This is a genomic window from Salegentibacter sp. UBA1130, from assembly GCF_002311535.1.
GTDB classification, from domain to species: domain Bacteria; phylum Bacteroidota; class Bacteroidia; order Flavobacteriales; family Flavobacteriaceae; genus Salegentibacter; species Salegentibacter agarivorans.
This window is the reverse complement of record NZ_DCAP01000038.1, coordinates 237843-255967: the sequence shown is the minus strand read 5'-3', so window position 1 is coordinate 255967 and position 18125 is coordinate 237843. Positions and strand designations below refer to the sequence as shown.

Sequence of the window (18125 nt, the reverse complement as noted above, 5' to 3'; positions counted from 1 at the left end):
TTTGAAGTTCCCCTTCTACATCGCCAGGCGCTATCTTTTTAGCAAAAGCAGCAATAATGCCATTAATATTATTACCATTATTGCCGCCATAGGCGTTTTTGCAGGGGCTTTTTCATTATTTATCGTTCTTTCAGGGTTCGCCGGACTAAAGGATTTTAGCCTTTCGTTTTCCAATAAATTTGACCCCGATTTAAAAATTCTCCCGTCAAGCGGAAAAACCTTTCAGTTCCCTGACAACAAAGCCAATCAACTCGCTGAAATTGAAGGAATAGCCAATTTCAGTAAAACCATTGAAGAACGAATTTTTCTAGATTACCGAAATAAAAATCACACGGCTTTTATAAAAGGAGTTGATGACAATTTCCGGCAGGTAACCCAAATAGACAGTGCGGTTTCGGGCTCTTGGTTAACCAATAGTGAGGCCCAGGTGGTTGTGGGAAACAGAATTTCCCGAAAACTGGGACTTAGTATTTTTAATTACCAAAATCTTTTAAATGTAATGGTGCCACGCCCAGGAAAAGGGCAAATTACCGGTTTAAATCCAGGGCAGGCGTTTAACCAGGAAAAAGTGATTGTTAGCGGAATTTATAGTGTAAACGAAGAACTGGACGATAAATATGTATTCTCCAATCTTAATTTTGCCCGAAATCTTTTAGAATTAGATGAAAATACATTTTCTGCCATAGAAATTAAAACAACTCCAAATGCAGATACCGAAGCGGTAACCGCTGAAATAATAAACCTTTTTGGCGACGATATTATCGTAAAAAACAGGGCACAACTCAACGAGACTCTTTATAAAATGCTGAACACCGAAAATCTAGCGGTATATCTTATTTTTACGCTGGTTTTGATAATCGCACTTTTCAATGTTGCCGGTTCTATTATTATGGTGATACTCGATAAACGGGATAACATTAAAACACTATATAACCTTGGCGCTTCAGAAAGTCAGATCAAGCAAATTTTCTTTACCCAGGGAATCCTTATGACGATTATAGGTGGGGCCATTGGTTTATCAGCTGCAGTTTTATTGGTTTACCTACAACTACAATTTGACCTTGTTATGATCACTCCCAGCCTGCCCTATCCCGTAGCCATTACTTTTGAAAACATTCTAATCGTGATATTTACCATAGGAATTCTAGGGCTTATCGCTTCATTTATAGCGGCGGGTAGTAGTAGAAAAGCTTTAAAAGCGGTTTAGATTAAGCTTAGTGTTTCTGCCACGAATTCACGAATATTTTTCCAAAAAGCTCCCCTACTTTTTGAGGAGGGGAATGAATTCAGCGTAGCTGAAGAAAGGGGTGGTTGTACACCAACAAATAAGAACACAAAAATTCTGCAACATGGAACCCCTCCGGCCCACGGCCACCTCCCCTTGAAAATAAGGGGAGGAGCTTTTCATATTTTTCAAATGAATATTCGTGAATTCGTGGCTTAAATTGATTAAGCAAACTGGAAATCTGAAAAATCCCTTTCTACCTCATCAAAGGCGGCAAAGACATCTGCAGCATCGTCGCTGGTTACCATTTTCATGCGGTGTTCTTTGAAGTGGGGGATTCCTTTGAAATAATTGGTATAATGGCGGCGGGTTTCAAAAACACCCAGCTTCTCCCCTTTCCAGTCGATAGCCATTTGTAGGTGACGCCTTGCAGCATCCAGGCGTTCCAGCATATTTGGAGGCGGTAAATGTTCTCCGGTTTCAAAGAAGTGCTTTACTTCTCTAAAAAACCAGGGATATCCAATACTGGCGCGACCAATCATTGCACCATCGAGTCCGAATTTATCTCGCATCTCTACCGCTCTCTCGGGCGTATCAACATCGCCGTTTCCAAAAACCGGAATATGCATTCGTGAATTATTCTTTACCTCGGCAATTGGTGCCCAATTCGCTTCGCCCTTATACATTTGAACACGAGTTCTCCCGTGAATAGAAATGGCCTTGCAGCCCACATCCTGAAGTCTTTCTGCAACTTCAACGATTTTAATAGAATCGTTATCCCAACCCAAACGGGTTTTTACTGTAACGGGTAAATTGGTATGTTTTACCATGGCTTCGGTAAGGGAAACCATAAGATCTATATCTTTTAAAATACCGGCACCGGCACCTTTGGAAACCACTTTTTTCACCGGGCAACCAAAATTAATATCAATAATATCGGGGCCAGATTTCTCTACAATTTCTACCGATTGTAGCATAGATTCCAGGTTGGCTCCAAAGATTTGGATGCCTACCGGGCGTTCTTTTTCGTAAATATCAAGTTTCATGGTACTTTTCGCTGCATCGCGAATAAGCCCTTCTGAAGATATAAATTCGGTATATACCACATCGGCGCCCTGCTCCTTGCAAAGCGCACGGAATGGCGGGTCACTCACATCTTCCATCGGTGCCAACAGCAACGGGAAGTCTCCTACATCTATATTTCCTATTTTAGCCACTTCGGTTTATTTTGGAGTGCAAAAGTACAAAAAGCCCCCTAACCCCCAAAGGGGGAATTTAAGTCGGCTCTTCTATAAATCCTCATCCTGTTCCGAAGCTTCGGGATATTTCAGGATCTAACAAGATATAATTGTAGTATAGGCTTAAGAGCTGAAACAAGTTCAGTTTGACGGAATAAAGGATATCCGGCCTTTTATAACCTATCCCTTTCAACGGCGTCTATGCTGCGTTGGTTGTCTTCCAGTCTAAAGTTTCCGAAGTTATATTTAAATCCAACCCGCACATAGCGCATTTCTTCTTGCGCGAAATAGGAATTATCCTGGTTTAGATATTGCGAAGTTAACCTGGTATTGGTATTATTAAAAATATCGTTGATATTCAGGCTTAATTCTGCGCGATTATTCCATAAAGTTTTTCTTACTCCAAGGCTTAAAGTTGAAAACGGGTCAAAATTATAAGAACCGGTAATATAATCTGAAACGTAGGTAAAGCTTAAATTTCCTGAAAAAGTTCCGTCTTTTGACAGCGTAAATGAATTATACAACTGTCCAAAAACAGCATCAATTTCGTTGGTAACTTCTGCATTATTGCTTTCTACCGCTAAAAATGTATTCTCTTCGTGAAAAAGGGAAGCATATAATTGTGCATACCACCAGCCGGTAATTGATCTGCCGTGCAAAATGTCGAGTCCGTAGCTTTTACTTTCCAATAAATTGGCCTGCAACCTTCTAATGGTTAAGTTCTGATTGTCCTGAAAAGCTAAACTTGCAGGTGATCTTCCATTATCACGATAATACACATCGAAAAAATACTGCCCTAAAAGCGTATAATTCAGATTAATATTATTGCTAATTGCCGCACGTAAATTCGGGTTTCCGGCGTTAAAATCGTTTTCATTTAAAAAATATCTAAACGGGTTTAAACTTTCATAACGTGGGCGTTCAATTCTTCGGCTATAATCCAGCGTAAAACTATGATTATCTGAAGCTCGATATTGCAAATATGCCGTTGGGAACAATTCAAAATATTCCTGACGGTTTCGCTGATTTGTTGATAAAGACACTCCCAAAAGATCGGTATACTCTCCTCTTAAACCAACTTGCGCACTCCATTTTTCCCAATCCCTGGAGGTATTAATATAAACCGCAGAAACTGTTTCGTCATAATAAAAATCGTCTGAAAGATTATCATACAAATCGTCCAGGCTTTCTGCATTAGAAAAGTTGATCCCACTGTTAGAATTTATATTTGAAACCTTTGCCCCGGCATCGAAACTCATTTCGCCTAACGAACTATTAAAATCCAGTTGACCGGTAAAAATCTCTATATTTTGTCCCGAGGAAGTATTGAAATTGATATTTTGAACATTCTCACCGGCTGAATCAAAATAATTAGTGGCGACCTTTTGGTCACGCTCCTGGTTAAACCTGGTATAATGTGCCGCTGCCGAAAAACTACCTCCATTTTCAAGTTTATGGGTATAAGTTAGATCTAAGCCAATGTTATGTTCATCGGTACCAACCTCACTATCGGTCATAAAGTTTGAAAAAGCCGTATTTCCCTGTGTAGTAATATCGGTTCGCACCGAATTATCAAAAGTCTTGTCGGGTGAGAAAAAGAGGTTCGAAGAAAAACTTAGTTTATTTTTTTCATCGAAATCATAATCCAAAATCACATTCGCATTATGTGCCTGCGAGCGCGTAACTCTTTCAAAATCGCTTTCCCATCTTTGACCAAATTCTTCATTTGGACTAAAATTTATATAACTATCGTCTCGTTTTATCTCTTTCCGCGGACTAAAAGTATAATTCGCAAAAACGTTAAGCTTATCGCCTTTCCAATAGTGACTGGTTCCAAATTGGTATTTTGGAACAATTCCCTGCGTGTAAGCACCTTCTAAACTTCCCTTATAACCGGGTGAAATGGCAGATGTGGTATTGATATTTAGAATAGCACCACCTTCAGCTTCGTAACGTGCCGGCGGATTGGTAATCACTTCAATAGACTTTATATTTTCTGCCGAGTAACTTTGTAAAAGGGTTTGTAATTCATCTGCAGTAAGTTGCACTTTTCTGTCATTAATATAAACCGTAACTGAAGAATTTCTAACCTGTAATTGGCCTTGCGCCATAATCACCCCCGGGGTTTGTCTTAAAATATCCCAGCTGCTTCCACTGGAAAGCGTAGAATTTTCAACATCAAAAGTAATGCGGTCTATGCTTCGGGTAATTTTTGGTTTACGGGCGTTAATGGTTACTTCCTCTAAATTTGAAGCGCCCTCTTTTAAGGTAATCTTTCTTATTTTTTTATCTGAATTGACCGAAATTTGCTGAAGATATTCTTCATAGCCTACAAAACTTACTTTTAACAAATAATCGTTTGATGCAATTTCCTCAAACAAAAACTCACCATTATCTTCTGAAATAGTTCCCTTATATACCGATGTAGAATCTTCGGCATTTAATAATATAACATTCGCAAAAGCAATAGGCTCATTGGTTTCGGTAACCAATTTACCCTGTATAGTGTGCTGGGCAATTAGAGAATTTGTAAATAAAAAAAGTAGGGTAACTGGAAGTGGGAAAAAAGTTTTGGTCATATATATTGAATGGTCTTTAAGGAAAAATCAAACAAATATATACTTTCTTAAATAAAATGTAAAAGTTTTAAAGAATCTATTCGCTAATTCAGAATTATTCTCAATGGCAGCAATAAGACTGGGAGATTTATTCTATCGCATCATACAAAACCTGCTGAATATTGGTTCTGGTATTTAATTGGTAAAGCCTTGTGTTTTCCCGTGAAGGCAAAACCCTGTTTGAAAGAAAAAGATAGAGTAAATCTTCTTCGGGATCTACCCAGGCGTAAATTCCGGTAAATCCGGTGTGTCCAAAACTGGCTTTGCTGGCATCTTTTGCAGTGTTGCTACTTTCTCCCTTGTATTCTAAATATGGCTTGTCAAAACCTACCCCACGGTGATTATCATTTTCTGGAAATTGTGCCGTACTCCATTCTTTTAAAGTTTCTTCTTCAATATAGCGCTCTCCGGCATATTCGCCCATGTTCAGGTACATTTGCATCAGTTTTGCCAGGTCGTTGGCATTAGAAAATAGCCCGGCATTAGCCGAAACTCCACCCATCATAATCGCACCTTCATCGTGTACCATCCCATGAATGGTTTTTTTTCTGAATAAATAATCGTGTTCTGTAGGTACAATTCTACTTTTTTCAAAGCGTTCCAGCGGATTATAACCTAGAGTTGTAGCGCCAAGTTTATCGTAAAAATTTTCATTGATATATTTTCTGAAATCTTCTCCACTAATTTCTTCAACTATAGAAGGAAGCAGGTAAAAAGTTAAACCCGAATATTTATATTTTGCCTCGTCTTCCAGCTCAGATTTCTTGATGGCTTTAAACATCTTCTTTTGGTAATTACGATGTAGCCAAAGATCTTCACTCACTTTAATAGGAAACCTGGCAGAAGAATCTTTCTTAAAAGTATACCATTTAAAGCTTCCATTTTTGCGCAAGGTGTTTTTCCAATAAGGAATCCAGGGTTTAAACCTGGCCTGGTGCGTTAGAATTTGCCGAAAAGGAACGCCCGCTTTATTCGAGTTTTTGAAGTACGGCAAGTAGTCATCTATCCCGGCCTCTAAATCAAATTTTCCCTCGTCCTGTAATTTCATTAAAGCCGGTAAAGCCGAAGAAATTTTTGTTACCGAAGCCAGATCGTACAAATCGGTTTTCTTAACTTTTATGGTATCGCTGTATTCGTGGTAACCGTAAGCTTTGTGTAAAACGATTTTCCCATCTTTAGCGACTAGAATTTGCCCTCCCGGCGTCGCTTTTTTTTTAATAGCTTCCTGCATTAAGGAATCTACACCGCAAAAAAGTTTTTCAGAATTCATCCCTGCATCTTCGGGCAGGGTATATTTAAATCTTATTTTTCCTTTAACATCCATCCCGTCTCCCGACTTGAATTTCTCACCAATACTCACCGGAAGTCTTCCGTTTGCTCCTACTCCACCAAAAATAAGTTGGGCTGCGAGGTCTTGTGTGGTTTTGGTATCCTGATAAGTTAAAATTAAACCGGCTGCATTTTCAATTTTATCCAGTTTATTTATGGAATATGGATTTTTAAAATAGCTGAAAATTGTAAGTTCTTTTGCGGCAAGTTCTGCAATGAAATCCTGTACAGGTTTCGAAAATTTCATGGTGTTTCTAGAAAAACGGCTATCGTCGTGAATTCCACCAATTACAAGGTTATATTCTGAAAGTTTTTCTTTGATTTTTTCGATTTCCGAAGCTTTTGCATCAGCTTTTAACTGAAAGTTTTTTACTTCGGTATATAAATTCAGCGTTTTCTGAAATTCGGTTTGTTTGGAAGCTCCAAAAGAGACTGAAGCTATCTTTAAAGTATCAAGCTTTCTTAAAGGCAGTATACTTTTTTCGTTTTTTAATACGGTGAGTGAAGCTTCAACCAGTTTTCTGTTAAGAAAGTTAGCTTCCGCTGTATTGATCTCTTTCAGGATATTTTTAGGACTTTGCGCTTTAAATTCATTCAAACCAACCCATTGTTTTACCGCCAGGATTTTTCTTACCCGTTCATCTAACTGTTTTTGAGAAATTAATCCTTGCTTAATGGCTTTATTTACTTCCTCAATAGCTTTTGGAACATCTTCTGTAAACTCTAAGAGATCGTTACCCGCTAAAATAGCGTCTTTATCTACAATCCCGGGTTCGTTTCCCTTGGTTACGCCTTTCATATTCATCGCATCGGTCACGATTAAACCTTCAAAACCTAAACTATCTTTTAAAATTCCGGTGATGATAGATTTTGATAAGGTAGAAGGAACCCCGGTAGAATCCAGTGCCGGAATATTTAAATGCGCCACCATTACGCCGCCAATCCCGGCGTCTATCAATTCTTTAAAAGGGTACATTTCTAAGGAATCCAATCTTTCAAAAGGATGATTTATCTGCGGAAGCGCATAATGGGAATCGGTATCGGTATCTCCGTGGCCGGGAAAATGTTTAGCTGTGGTTAGCAGATTCGCATCCTGCATCCCACGCATATAAGCGATTCCTTTTGCGGAAACATTTTCTTTATTTTCCCCAAAAGAGCGGTAATTAATCACCGGGTTATTCGGATTGTTATTTACATCTACTACTGGGGCAAAATTAAGATGAAGCCCCGTACGCTTTATTTGGCGGGCCACTTCCTGCCCTAAATCGTACACTAAACTATCGTCACGAATTGCACCGAGGGCCATTTGATAAGGATAACTAATGGTATTGTCCAGTCGCATTCCAAGTCCCCATTCGGCGTCAATCGCTCCCAATAATGGAACTTCGGAAGCTAACTGGTAATCGTTCATCAACTTTAATTGAGTTTCAGGATCACCCTGGAAAAATATTAATCCGCCAATTTTTTGTTCGTTAATCAGTTTTAGAATTTCTTCTTTATGAGCATTATCCCGGTTAGAATAAGCCGCCACCATAATAAGTTGCGCAATTCGCTCTTTTGGAGTAAGCTCTTGCATTATAGAGTCAACCCATTTGCTGTTGGTATATTGAAGAAATTCCGGAGATTTCTTAACCTTTTCCTGGGCCTGAAGTGTAAGCCCGAAAAAGGCCATTAAAAAAATGAATAAGCGTGATATTTTATTTCTCATTATTCAGCAATTGAATTTATACTTTAATATAGATACGTTTTTTATGTAACCAGTAACCCAACAACCACATAAGCAGCATATAAGAAATGGCAAACAGCAGCGAGGCGTTATAATTGTTTAGCCAGCTAAGATATAAGTTTTCATAAAGCCAGGGTTTGAGTGCCTGCCCATTAACATAAATAATATTCATAAGCATTACTACCAGGCCAGACATTACAAAAACAAACAAAGGATTTTTTCCAAAAGCCTCGAAGAAAGTCGTCCATTTCTTAAAATTGAAAATTTCAATGATCAAAATTAAGGCCGAAAGTATTAAAAGCGTCCACCCCGTACTGTAAATTACGTAAGAGCTGCTCCAAATAGGTTTATTTATAGGAAACCAAATATCCCAAATTTGCGCTATAATCAATAGCACGACTCCGTAAACACTTAACTTGATTACCGTAGAAATATTATTTCCTGATCTTTGAATAAAAACGCCAGCCACATAGCCAGCAATTACATTCACAATTGCGGGAAGCGTACTTAATAAACCTTCAGGATCAAACGAGAGGCCATAACCTTTATAAAGATTGGCATCGTTAAATATTAATCGGTCAAACTTCAGCGCAGCATTATGCTCTAAAGAAAGCGGATTAGGCTGATCGCCAAAAAACCACATAACAGCCCAATAGCCAAGTAAAATTAGGCTTCCAAAAATGATAGATTTTTTCAGTTTTAAATAATGAAGAATTAGCGAGCCAAAAAGATAGCAAAGAGCAATGCGCTGCAAAACTCCCATAATTCGCATATTCGCCAAATTCTTAAAAACCAGTTCGCCTTCCTGTCTAAATACAAACGGAAATGCGTTTAAAAATAACCCGATAAGAAAAATAAGTGCCGCCCTTTTAAAGACCTTTCTTAAAAATACGCTTTCAGAAATGCTTTCATATTTACGTAGGCTAAAGCTCATCGCGTTGCCAATTACAAATAAGAAAGAAGGAAAAACCCAATCGGTTGGGGTAAATCCATCCCAGGGAGCGTGTTTAAACGGCGCATAAATATGTGACCAGCTCCCTGGCGTATTTACCAGTATCATTAGCGCTACGGTAAGTCCGCGCAATACATCTAAAGCTAAATAACGCTGGTTTTTTCCGGTTTTTGCTTCCTTAAATAGTTTATTGACTTCAGTCATTCTTCTTTATTGTACTCCTAAAAGCTGAGGTTTAGATTTAAAAATTCAAGTTTATAATACCCTATAAAAGTATAAATTTCGATTAAATAATCAATCTTTTATAAAAAAATCGAAAAAGTATTTTTAAAAATAATTTTTTTATATACTTTTAAATTCAAAATAAATTCATTTTTTTAAAAGCTTAAAACAAACTATTAATGCTTTTATTTTAAAATATGACAACTCAAACTATGCCAACAGATCTACATGACTTTTTTATAGATGAAAAGAAACTATCTAATATTAATAATGTAGAGCGAAAGAAATTCCTTCAGAAATTAAAGATTATAAAACATCTATTTCTGAATGGTGAAACCTCAAACGCCGAAGTTTGCCAGCGCTTTAATGTAAGCCTACCTACTTCCATGTCTCTGCTCAATCAACTTATTGAGGAAGGCATAGTGATAAAAAAAGGTAGGGGGAAATCTGAAGGTGGCCGTAAACCAGACCTTTACGGACTTGTAGAGAATTCGTTTTTTGTGGTGAGTATTCATATAGAACGGTTTAGAATTAAGTTGGCAGTAATTGATAATAACCATACCATTCTACACGAACAATCCTGGCCCGCAGAGATTTCTACAGATTCTAATATTGTAGATCTCTTATTTGAGTGGACCCAGAAATTATTAAAAGAAGCTAAAGTGAAACTGGACCAGGTAATGGGTGTTGGTATAAGCATGCCTGGACTGGTTTCGGCTGAAGCGGGCAAAAACTTCACCTATTATCTAAGCGAACAGGAGCCCGAATCACTTAAAAATAAATTTGAGAAAAAGTTTAAAAAGCCGGTGGCTATTTTAAACGATGCAAAAAGTGCTTGTTTAGCTGAATTTCGATTTGGTACAGCCAAAAACAAGAGTAATGTTCTGGTAATTTCTATGGACTGGGGTATTGGCCTGGGAATTATTATGGGCGGCAGGATGCACAGCGGCGAATCGGGTTTTGCAGGCGAATTTGGACATATCCCAATGACAGAAGATGGGCTGCTTTGCCACTGCGGGAAACGCGGTTGTTTGGAAACAGAAGCATCGGGACTTGCCCTTGTTAGAAAAACCAAAGAAGGTTTAAAAGCGGGACAAACTTCGGTATTAAATAAACTTAAGAAGGAAGAGTTAGAAAAACTGGAGCCAGAAACTATTATTAATGCCGCAAACCGTGGCGACCAGTTTGCGATAAATGTACTTTCTGAAATAGGAATAAACCTTGGAAAAGGTATCGCAATCCTCATTCAAATCTTTAATCCCGAATTAGTGATTTTAGAAGGAAAAATAGCCGAAGCTAAACAGTTTATCACCACTCCAATTCAACAATCAATGAACACTTACTGTATGATGCAGCTTAAGGAACGCACCAAAATAGAACTTTCTACCCTGGGTGCAAATTCCAGTTTATATGGCGGTACCATAGCAGTAATGGACGATATTTTTAAAGACCAGGTTAGCCTGGTGAAATCCCAAATTAGTTAAAAAATTATGGCCAGATTAAATCTTTTAGAAGAAACACGTTTTGAAAAACTACCGGTAAAAGTTTATGAAGATGAACATATTGCCTCAAAAAAGGTAGCTAAACGAATTGCAGATCTTATTAGACGTAAACAAGACAAGCATGAAAATGCCGTGTTGGGCCTGGCTACAGGCGCCACCCCGGTAGAAGTTTACGAAGAGCTAATTAGAATGCATAAAGAAGAAAAACTTAGCTTTAAAAACGTGATTACTTTTAACTTGGACGAATATTACCCCATGCAGCCTGATGCTAAACAGAGCTACGTGAAGTTTATGGACGAAAACCTTTTTAACCATATAGATATAAAAAGGGAGAATATTCATATTCCAGATGGAACCCTGGCCAAAGAAGATATTACCGATTATTGTCTCGCCTATGAAAATCAAATAGGTGCTGTTGGCGGTTTAGACCTTCAATTATTGGGAATTGGTAGAACCGGTCACATTGGTTTTAACGAACCGGGTTCAGCACCAAATTCAGGAACGCGTTTAGTAACATTAGACGATCTTACCCGAAGGGATGCTTCGCGAGATTTTGGCGGAAAAGAAAATGTACCTACCAAAGCCATTACTATGGGAATTGGTACTATTTTTAAAGCAAAAGAGATTATTTTAATGGCCTGGAGCAAGAAAAAAGCTCCAATTATTAAAAAAGCGGTTGAAGGAGAAATGTCTGGAAATGTCCCAGCAACTTACCTTCAGCTTTCAGATAATGTAGAATTTATTTTAGATGAAGATGCGGCTTCAGAGTTAACAAGATTTAATACGCCGTGGTTAGTAAAAGACTGTTCCTGGAATAAAGCGCTTATTAAAAAAGCGGTAATCTGGCTTTCTTCCGAAGTAAAAAAACCAATCCTAAAACTTACTGACGAAGATTACAATAATAACGGAATGGCGCAACTTGCCACCGAGCAAGGCCCCGCCTACGATATTAATATAGATGTATTTAACCAGTTACAGCACAGTATAACCGGTTGGCCAGGAGGAAAACCAAATGCTGATGATACCCAGCGCCCGGAACGTAAAAGCCCTGCAAAGAAACGTTCTATTATTTTCTCCCCACACCCAGATGATGATGTGATTTCTATGGGCGGAACTTTTATTAGGCTGGTAGACCAGGGCCACGATGTTCACGTAGCTTACCAAACTTCAGGGAACACCGCTGTTTGGGATACCGATGTGTTACGTTACGTAGAGTTTGCCATAGATTTTAAGAAAAGTACCGGGGAAGATACCGAAAAGCTGGAGGCTACTTACGAGAAAATGCGTGACTTTATCGATAAGAAAGAGCCTAACGAGATAGATTTAGATGAAATAAGAGATGTAAAAGCTTTTATTAGAAAATCTGAAGCGATTGCAGGTGCCCGTTATGCCGGCTTAAAAGATAAAAATATTCATTTTATGGCCCTGCCTTTCTATGAAACCGGGAAAAAAGTAAAAAATCCAGTAACCAATAAGGATGTTGAACTTACCATGGAATTATTGAAAGAGGTAAAACCTCATCAAATATTTGCCGCCGGCGATTTTGCCGATCCTCACGGGACTCATATTGTATGTTTTAGGATTATCCTGGAAGCTATGAAAAGGCTTAGAAAAACTGAATCCTGGACCAAAGACTGCTGGTTATGGATGTATCGTGGCGCCTGGCAGGAATTTGAAGTGCACGAAATTGAAATGGCCGTACCGCTTTCTCCCAAAGAAGTACAACGCAAAAGAGACGCTATTTTCCAACACCAGTCGCAAAAAGACAGGCCGGTATTCCCTGGCGATGATGAACGGGAATTCTGGGTACGAGCAGAAGAGAGAAATCGCGAAACAGCCGAAAGTTATGATAAACTGGGATTAGCGAATTACGAAGCAATGGAAGCCTTTGTAAAATGGAAATTCGAATAGATCAATGAAAAAATTAATTCCTGTTTTTTATTTAATAATGGCCTTGGCTATTATTTCCTGCGGAAGTAACCCTTACGCAAAAACCAATCGTTTACATAAAAAACAGGCAAAAGCTTACGGTAAACAATTACAGCAGTTCCCCACCCCCGAAAACCAGAAAGAATCCGCACTCAATTATGGTGACTACTGGGTGGGAACTACTAATTTTAACCTGAGAAAACCTAATTACGTGGTAATTCACCACACCGCTCAGGATTCTGTTGGACAAACATTAACCACTTTTACCCTTCCCAGAACACAGGTAAGTTCGCATTATGTAATTGCCAAAAACGGTGAAATTTTTCATATGCTAAATGATTACTACCGCGCCTGGCACGGTGGAATTGGGAAATGGGGAAATAATACCGATTTAAATTCTTCTTCCCTGGGGATCGAAATTGATAATAATGGGAAAGAAGAATTTACCGATCTTCAAATAAATAGTTTAATTGAATTGCTTAAGGAAATTAAGGAAAAATACAGTATTCCTGATGAAAATTTTATTGGCCATTCCGATATTGCACCCTCAAGAAAAGTAGACCCCAATGCTAATTTCCCCTGGAAACGTTTAGCCGAAGAAGGTTTTGGGTTATGGTATGATGAAGCTGAAGTAGAAAATCTAAAACTGGAAGCCGAATTTTTTAAACCGAATCCATTGGCGATTAACCTCAACAGCCGACTTAATACCCGAATTCCTTTTATAGATAAATTAGTTTTCCCTGAAGTAATTCCCGCCGATTTCAATGTTGAAAATGCTCTTAAAATTATAGGCTTTAATACGTCAGATCTGGAGGCTGCTAAAAGCGCTTTTAAATTGCATTTTATTCAGGAAGATTTAAACCAACCTTTTGGTAAGCACGATCTTAAAGTACTTTACCAGCTGCATAAGAAGTATTTGTAGGCACCTATTTTTCAGAAATAAAACAATTTAAAAATTAAATAAGGCAATTTTATGAGTCATATTGGTAAGTTTATTTTGCTTCTTTTGTTTTTCAGTAGCTTTTCACTTTTTGCACAGCAAATTTCTGAAAATGAATTAGCTATTATTCAAAGAAAAGATTGGAATGCCCAAAAACCGGTTATGAAAATGAAGTCGCATAAACCGGAATTTATTACCATTCACCATACAGGGATGCCTCAAAAACCGGAACTTTCTATAGAAAAGAAACTGCAGGCATTGCAAAATTTCTCCCAAAAAGATTCCCCAATGGCCGATGGTAGTATAAAAAAAGCCTGGGCAGATGTTCCTTATCATTTTTATATTGCAACCAATGGTAAAATTGCTGAAGGAAGGGAGATAAAATTCCAGGGCGATTCTAATACTGACTACAACCTTGAAGGGCACGTACTAATTGTAGTAGAAGGGGATTTTAATAAAGAAAAAGTGCTACCTCAACAATGGGAAAGTTTAAAAGAACTTATCTTTTATATTTCCAGCGAATACGAAATTTCCCATAACACAATTAGCGGCCATAAAGACCAGGCCGAGACCAGTTGTCCCGGAAACAACCTATATCAAAAATTGTCTCAATTAAGATAACCTCCTAAAATTTATTGTTATGAAAGCACCTAAATTAATCATCAGCATTTTAGGTCTTTTACTTTTTTTACCCCTGCAAGCCCAGGAAATAAACCTCAACTGGCAGCCAAGAAAAGATCTAAACATTAACCTACCGGCATCCATAAAGATTTATGATGCTTATGGAACTTTACCCGATAATAATCCCGTAAGAGCAATGTATGCTCTCGTAGACTTGAGTGACGAAAATCTAAAATTACGTTCTCTTGGCAGCAATACCATTAGGGAAACCACTAAAGAAACTTATAACAGAGGAAATGGAGTTTTGGCAATAAATGGCGGTTATTTTGCTTCAAATTCTTCGGTAAGTACTATTATTCAGGATGGGGAGGTTATTTCACCTGGACCCAGCGGTGAAATTTCCAGGGGTGCATTTGGAATGAAAAACGGAGAGCCGGAAATCGCCTGGGTGAATTCCGGGGAAAATGATATTCCAATGAAATTTGCTTCTCCAGATATTAATTCAGCTTCAGAAAATTGGGATGTAAGCCAGGCAGTTGGTGGCGGGCCAGTTTTATTGAAAAACGGAAAAATAAATGTAACCGATAAAGAAGAAGGGTTTAAAGGAAGCCATTTAGACCGGCATCCGCGAAGTGCCATTGGCTACAAAGACAAAAACACCCTAATTATTATGGTGGTAGACGGGCGGCAGGAAGCCAGTGCGGGAGTAAGTTTAGGCGAATTAGCACAATTAATGTTAGAGGTTGGTGCTAAAGATGCAGTAAATCTAGATGGTGGCGGATCTTCGGCAATGATCGCTGCCAACGAAATAGTAAATATTCCTGCAGATATTACCGGCGGAAATCGGAATAGTTTAAGGAAAAATGCGGGAGCTTTAGTAATCGCTGAAACCCAGGTGCCGCAACGCCCAAAACCAATAATTTTTGATACCGAAGACAGGAATTATTCTGAAACAGGAATTTGGAACAGCTCAAACCATTCAAATTATTATGGAGAGAGCGCCTCCCGGGTAGCCACTTCAAACAATCTAAATAAAGCTTTTTATACTTTTGAAGATATTAAGCGAAATAATTACCAGTTAGCCGCCTGGTTTAGCGTAAACACTCAAAGAAATTCTGAATTTGTAAATTATATTTTACATAGCGAAGGCAAAAGCGATACCCTTAGCATTAATCAAAAATCTCTCAATAATTTAGGGAAATGGAATGTATTGGGAAATTTTGAAATTGGCCCCAGGGATACCCTGGAGATTATAGGAGCTGCCGAAGGAAAATTTATTACAGATGCTATAAGGTTAGTCGCCAAAAAAGATTCTCCAGTACTACCCAAACGCGGAGATTTACGTATCGCTGTAATTTCAGATTTAAATTCTGGATTGGGTGCTGCTAATTACGAATGGCAGGTTGATAGCATAATAAATAGAATTCCGAAGGTTTGGCAACCAGATTTAGTTATTTGTGGTGGCGATATGGTAGCGGGAATGGGAGTTTCTGAAACAGCCCAACTACAAAAAATGTGGAATGGCTTTAAAAAACATATTATAGAACCCCTTCATAAAGAAAAAATTCCTTTTGCTTTTACACTGGGCAATCACGATGGCCCAAGAAGCTACCCCGTAGAACATAAATTTGCCAAAAACTTCTGGAAAGAAAATATTGACAAAACAGGCCTGCATTTTATAGATGAATCTAATTTCCCAAACTACTATTCGTTTATAGCCAAAAACAACTTTTTTGTTTCCTGGGAGGCTTCTTCTTCAAAAATCACGGAAGAAAACCTTGAATGGCTGAAAGAACAATTTCAAACCCCTGAAGCTAAGAATGCACCAAATAGATTTGTAATAGGCCATATGCCACTTTACAGCGTAGCCCAGGAAAGAGATTCAAAAGGTAATGTACTGGAAAATGCTAAAGAACTCCAGCATCTTCTTGAAAAATACAAGGTGAAGACCTATATAAGCGGGCACCAGCATGCTTATTACCCGGGGAAAAGAGGAAAAGTGGAATTCTTAAATACGGGCGCTGCCGGTTCCGGCCCTCGTTCCTGGTTAACCCAGAGCCGAGAACCCGTAAATACTATAACGATTATGGATATTTTTAATTCAAAAGATTCTATTGTTTATAGTACTTATGATATAAAAAAAGACAAAGCTGCAGAGATGAGCTTATTTGAAGAAAAGACTTTACCTTCTGCAATGATAGGTGTAAACGGCTATATGTTGCGTAGGGATATCCCAGACAGTCAAAAATTTAAAGCTTTCCTATCTTCTTTAAATTCCAATGCAGAAAATATTGCCGGCATAGCTCAGGTTGAAGCTAAAATTAAAAACGATAAGCTTAAAATTTCAGGAAGCTACTTCAATATAACTTCAAAATTTTCTGATAAAAAACCCATAGGTATCTATAAAGGAAGACATACCGAAAAGGGCGAATTGCTGAAAGAAGTGAAGCTCAAAGCATCTTCTCCCGGAAGTGGTACCTTTTCTACTGAACTAAAACTTACTGAAGAAATTAAGAGCTATCTTAATTTTGGTGGCATTTATATTCAAATAAATACCGAAAAAGGAAATTTAAGAGCTCAATTATTACCGACTCAAAATAAAGCACCAGAACCTGCTAAAATCACTTCTCATTACCCGAAGAACATTTATGCAATACGCGATATTGAGGCTCTCTACGAAATAAAATGGAGCCAGGCCTTAGATGAAAACGGGGATTTTGTAAGTTATATCTATCAACTATCACCTAATAAGGATTTTTCAGAAATAATTCTTCAGAAAAAAACAGGTAGGGAAACCAGTTTGAAAATGACAGAAAAACAATGGTATGACCTCCTTGAAGATTCTGAAATTGGTGAACAGGTAAGCTTTTACCATCGTGTGTTGGCAAGTGACGGTAGCAATTTTTCCTACTCTGCTCCTACCACTCTAAATTTGATAAAAACTAATGAAGCCTTAGATGATCTTGCGCAAATACCCGCTCCGAAATATGTCTACAAAGGAAAAACAGCTGAATCTGGTGCTGGCTATGGCGCCGAATGGGATCACGAAGGCAAACTATGGCTGGCTGATTACAACCGTGGGTTGATTATTCAAAATTCAAATGATAAAGAGACAGATTTTTCACCCTTAACTTCAGTAGAGATAAAGGGCGAGGTCTATAATTTAAATCCTGTCAACGGAATTGGAGTAGATGTGGACGGAAATATTTTAGTAGGAATTAACCGCAGATTAATTAAGATTGATTCGAAAACCGGGAAAGGGCTTGCTGTTTGGGAAGCACCTAAAGGCGCACGAGCAATTACAGCACCACGCGCAGCTAAAAATGGAGAAATATACGCGATGTCGCTCTTTGGAGAAGATCCAAACTATGTACTAAAACAGCAAGGAGAAACTTTTAAACTGCTAAGAACTCTTGAACTAAAAAATAGAAATTTATCGCGAACTTTTGCTATGACTCAGGATGGCAAAACACTTTTTTTTCCCGATCCTGGCAGCCCTAAGATCCAGGTTTATAGTAGCGAAAATGCTAAAGACTATACTAAGAAGGAGGATATTACCAGCATTTCTGCAGGCTCTAGTGCAATACAGGTTGTAGATAATGCCATTTATGCCGCTGTACGTTCCAGCGGAATTTCGCCTTCGAGTATTCACTATAGAAATGAAGAAAAACAGCAAATGTGGACTTTAGAATTACCTGAGGTTAATGGTGCAGAGCCTCGGGGCATAGGAGTTTCAAAAAATGGGAATACTATAATTTTCTGCAGCTGGGATAAAGGTGGCGGTTATTACGTATTTGAAAAGCTTGGAGAATAAATAGCAAAA

Annotated in this window: 10 protein-coding genes; 6 read left to right on the top strand and 4 right to left on the bottom strand. The window is 38.3% G+C overall.

What is annotated here, in order from left to right; genetic code table 11:
* The first annotated feature begins 1 nt into the window (after nucleotide 1).
* Nucleotides 2–1207, top strand: coding sequence for an ABC transporter permease (locus B4F31_RS16070; protein ID WP_075325406.1), 1206 nt, complete (start codon nucleotides 2–4; stop codon nucleotides 1205–1207).
* Between the two features lie 242 nt (nucleotides 1208–1449).
* Here B4F31_RS16070 and dusB read toward each other — a convergent pair whose 3' ends face one another.
* From dusB to B4F31_RS16050, 4 genes are all read right to left on the bottom strand, one after another.
* Nucleotides 1450–2442 (bottom strand): tRNA dihydrouridine synthase DusB, encoded by a 993-nt coding sequence (dusB, locus tag B4F31_RS16065; protein ID WP_075325405.1) that lies wholly within the window; start codon nucleotides 2440–2442, stop codon nucleotides 1450–1452.
* A 194-nt stretch (nucleotides 2443–2636) separates the two neighbouring features.
* The gene (locus tag B4F31_RS16060; protein ID WP_286761745.1) at nucleotides 2637–5042 is read right to left on the bottom strand and encodes an outer membrane beta-barrel family protein; all 2406 of its coding nucleotides are present in this window, start codon (nucleotides 5040–5042) and stop codon (nucleotides 2637–2639) included.
* 127 nt (nucleotides 5043–5169) lie between these two features.
* Entirely contained in the window at nucleotides 5170–8118 is a 2949-nt protein-coding gene (locus B4F31_RS16055) for a glycoside hydrolase family 3 N-terminal domain-containing protein (RefSeq protein ID WP_286761744.1), read from the bottom strand.
* Between the two features lie 16 nt (nucleotides 8119–8134).
* A complete protein-coding gene (locus tag B4F31_RS16050) occupies nucleotides 8135–9292 on the bottom strand; it encodes an acyltransferase family protein (protein ID WP_075325402.1) in 1158 nt (385 codons plus the stop codon).
* 230 nt (nucleotides 9293–9522) lie between these two features.
* Here B4F31_RS16050 and B4F31_RS16045 point away from each other — a divergent pair, with 230 nt between their 5' ends.
* The 5 genes from B4F31_RS16045 to B4F31_RS16025 are packed head-to-tail and all read left to right on the top strand — an operon-like array spanning nucleotide 9523 to nucleotide 18116.
* Nucleotides 9523–10794, top strand: a complete 1272-nt coding sequence (locus B4F31_RS16045) for an ROK family transcriptional regulator (protein ID WP_075325401.1) — start codon at nucleotides 9523–9525, stop codon at nucleotides 10792–10794.
* Nucleotides 10795–10800: 6 nt separating this feature from the next.
* Nucleotides 10801–12723, top strand: a complete 1923-nt coding sequence (nagB, locus tag B4F31_RS16040) for a glucosamine-6-phosphate deaminase (protein WP_075325400.1) — start codon at nucleotides 10801–10803, stop codon at nucleotides 12721–12723.
* A gap of 4 nt (nucleotides 12724–12727) precedes the next feature.
* The gene (locus B4F31_RS16035) at nucleotides 12728–13663 is read left to right on the top strand and encodes an N-acetylmuramoyl-L-alanine amidase (protein WP_286761743.1); all 936 of its coding nucleotides are present in this window, start codon (nucleotides 12728–12730) and stop codon (nucleotides 13661–13663) included.
* A 51-nt stretch (nucleotides 13664–13714) separates the two neighbouring features.
* Nucleotides 13715–14302, top strand: coding sequence for a peptidoglycan recognition protein family protein (locus B4F31_RS16030; protein WP_083634130.1), 588 nt, complete (start codon nucleotides 13715–13717; stop codon nucleotides 14300–14302).
* 19 nt (nucleotides 14303–14321) lie between these two features.
* Entirely contained in the window at nucleotides 14322–18116 is a 3795-nt protein-coding gene (locus B4F31_RS16025) for a phosphodiester glycosidase family protein (RefSeq protein WP_286761742.1), read from the top strand.
* Nucleotides 18117–18125: the final 9 nt, after the last annotated feature.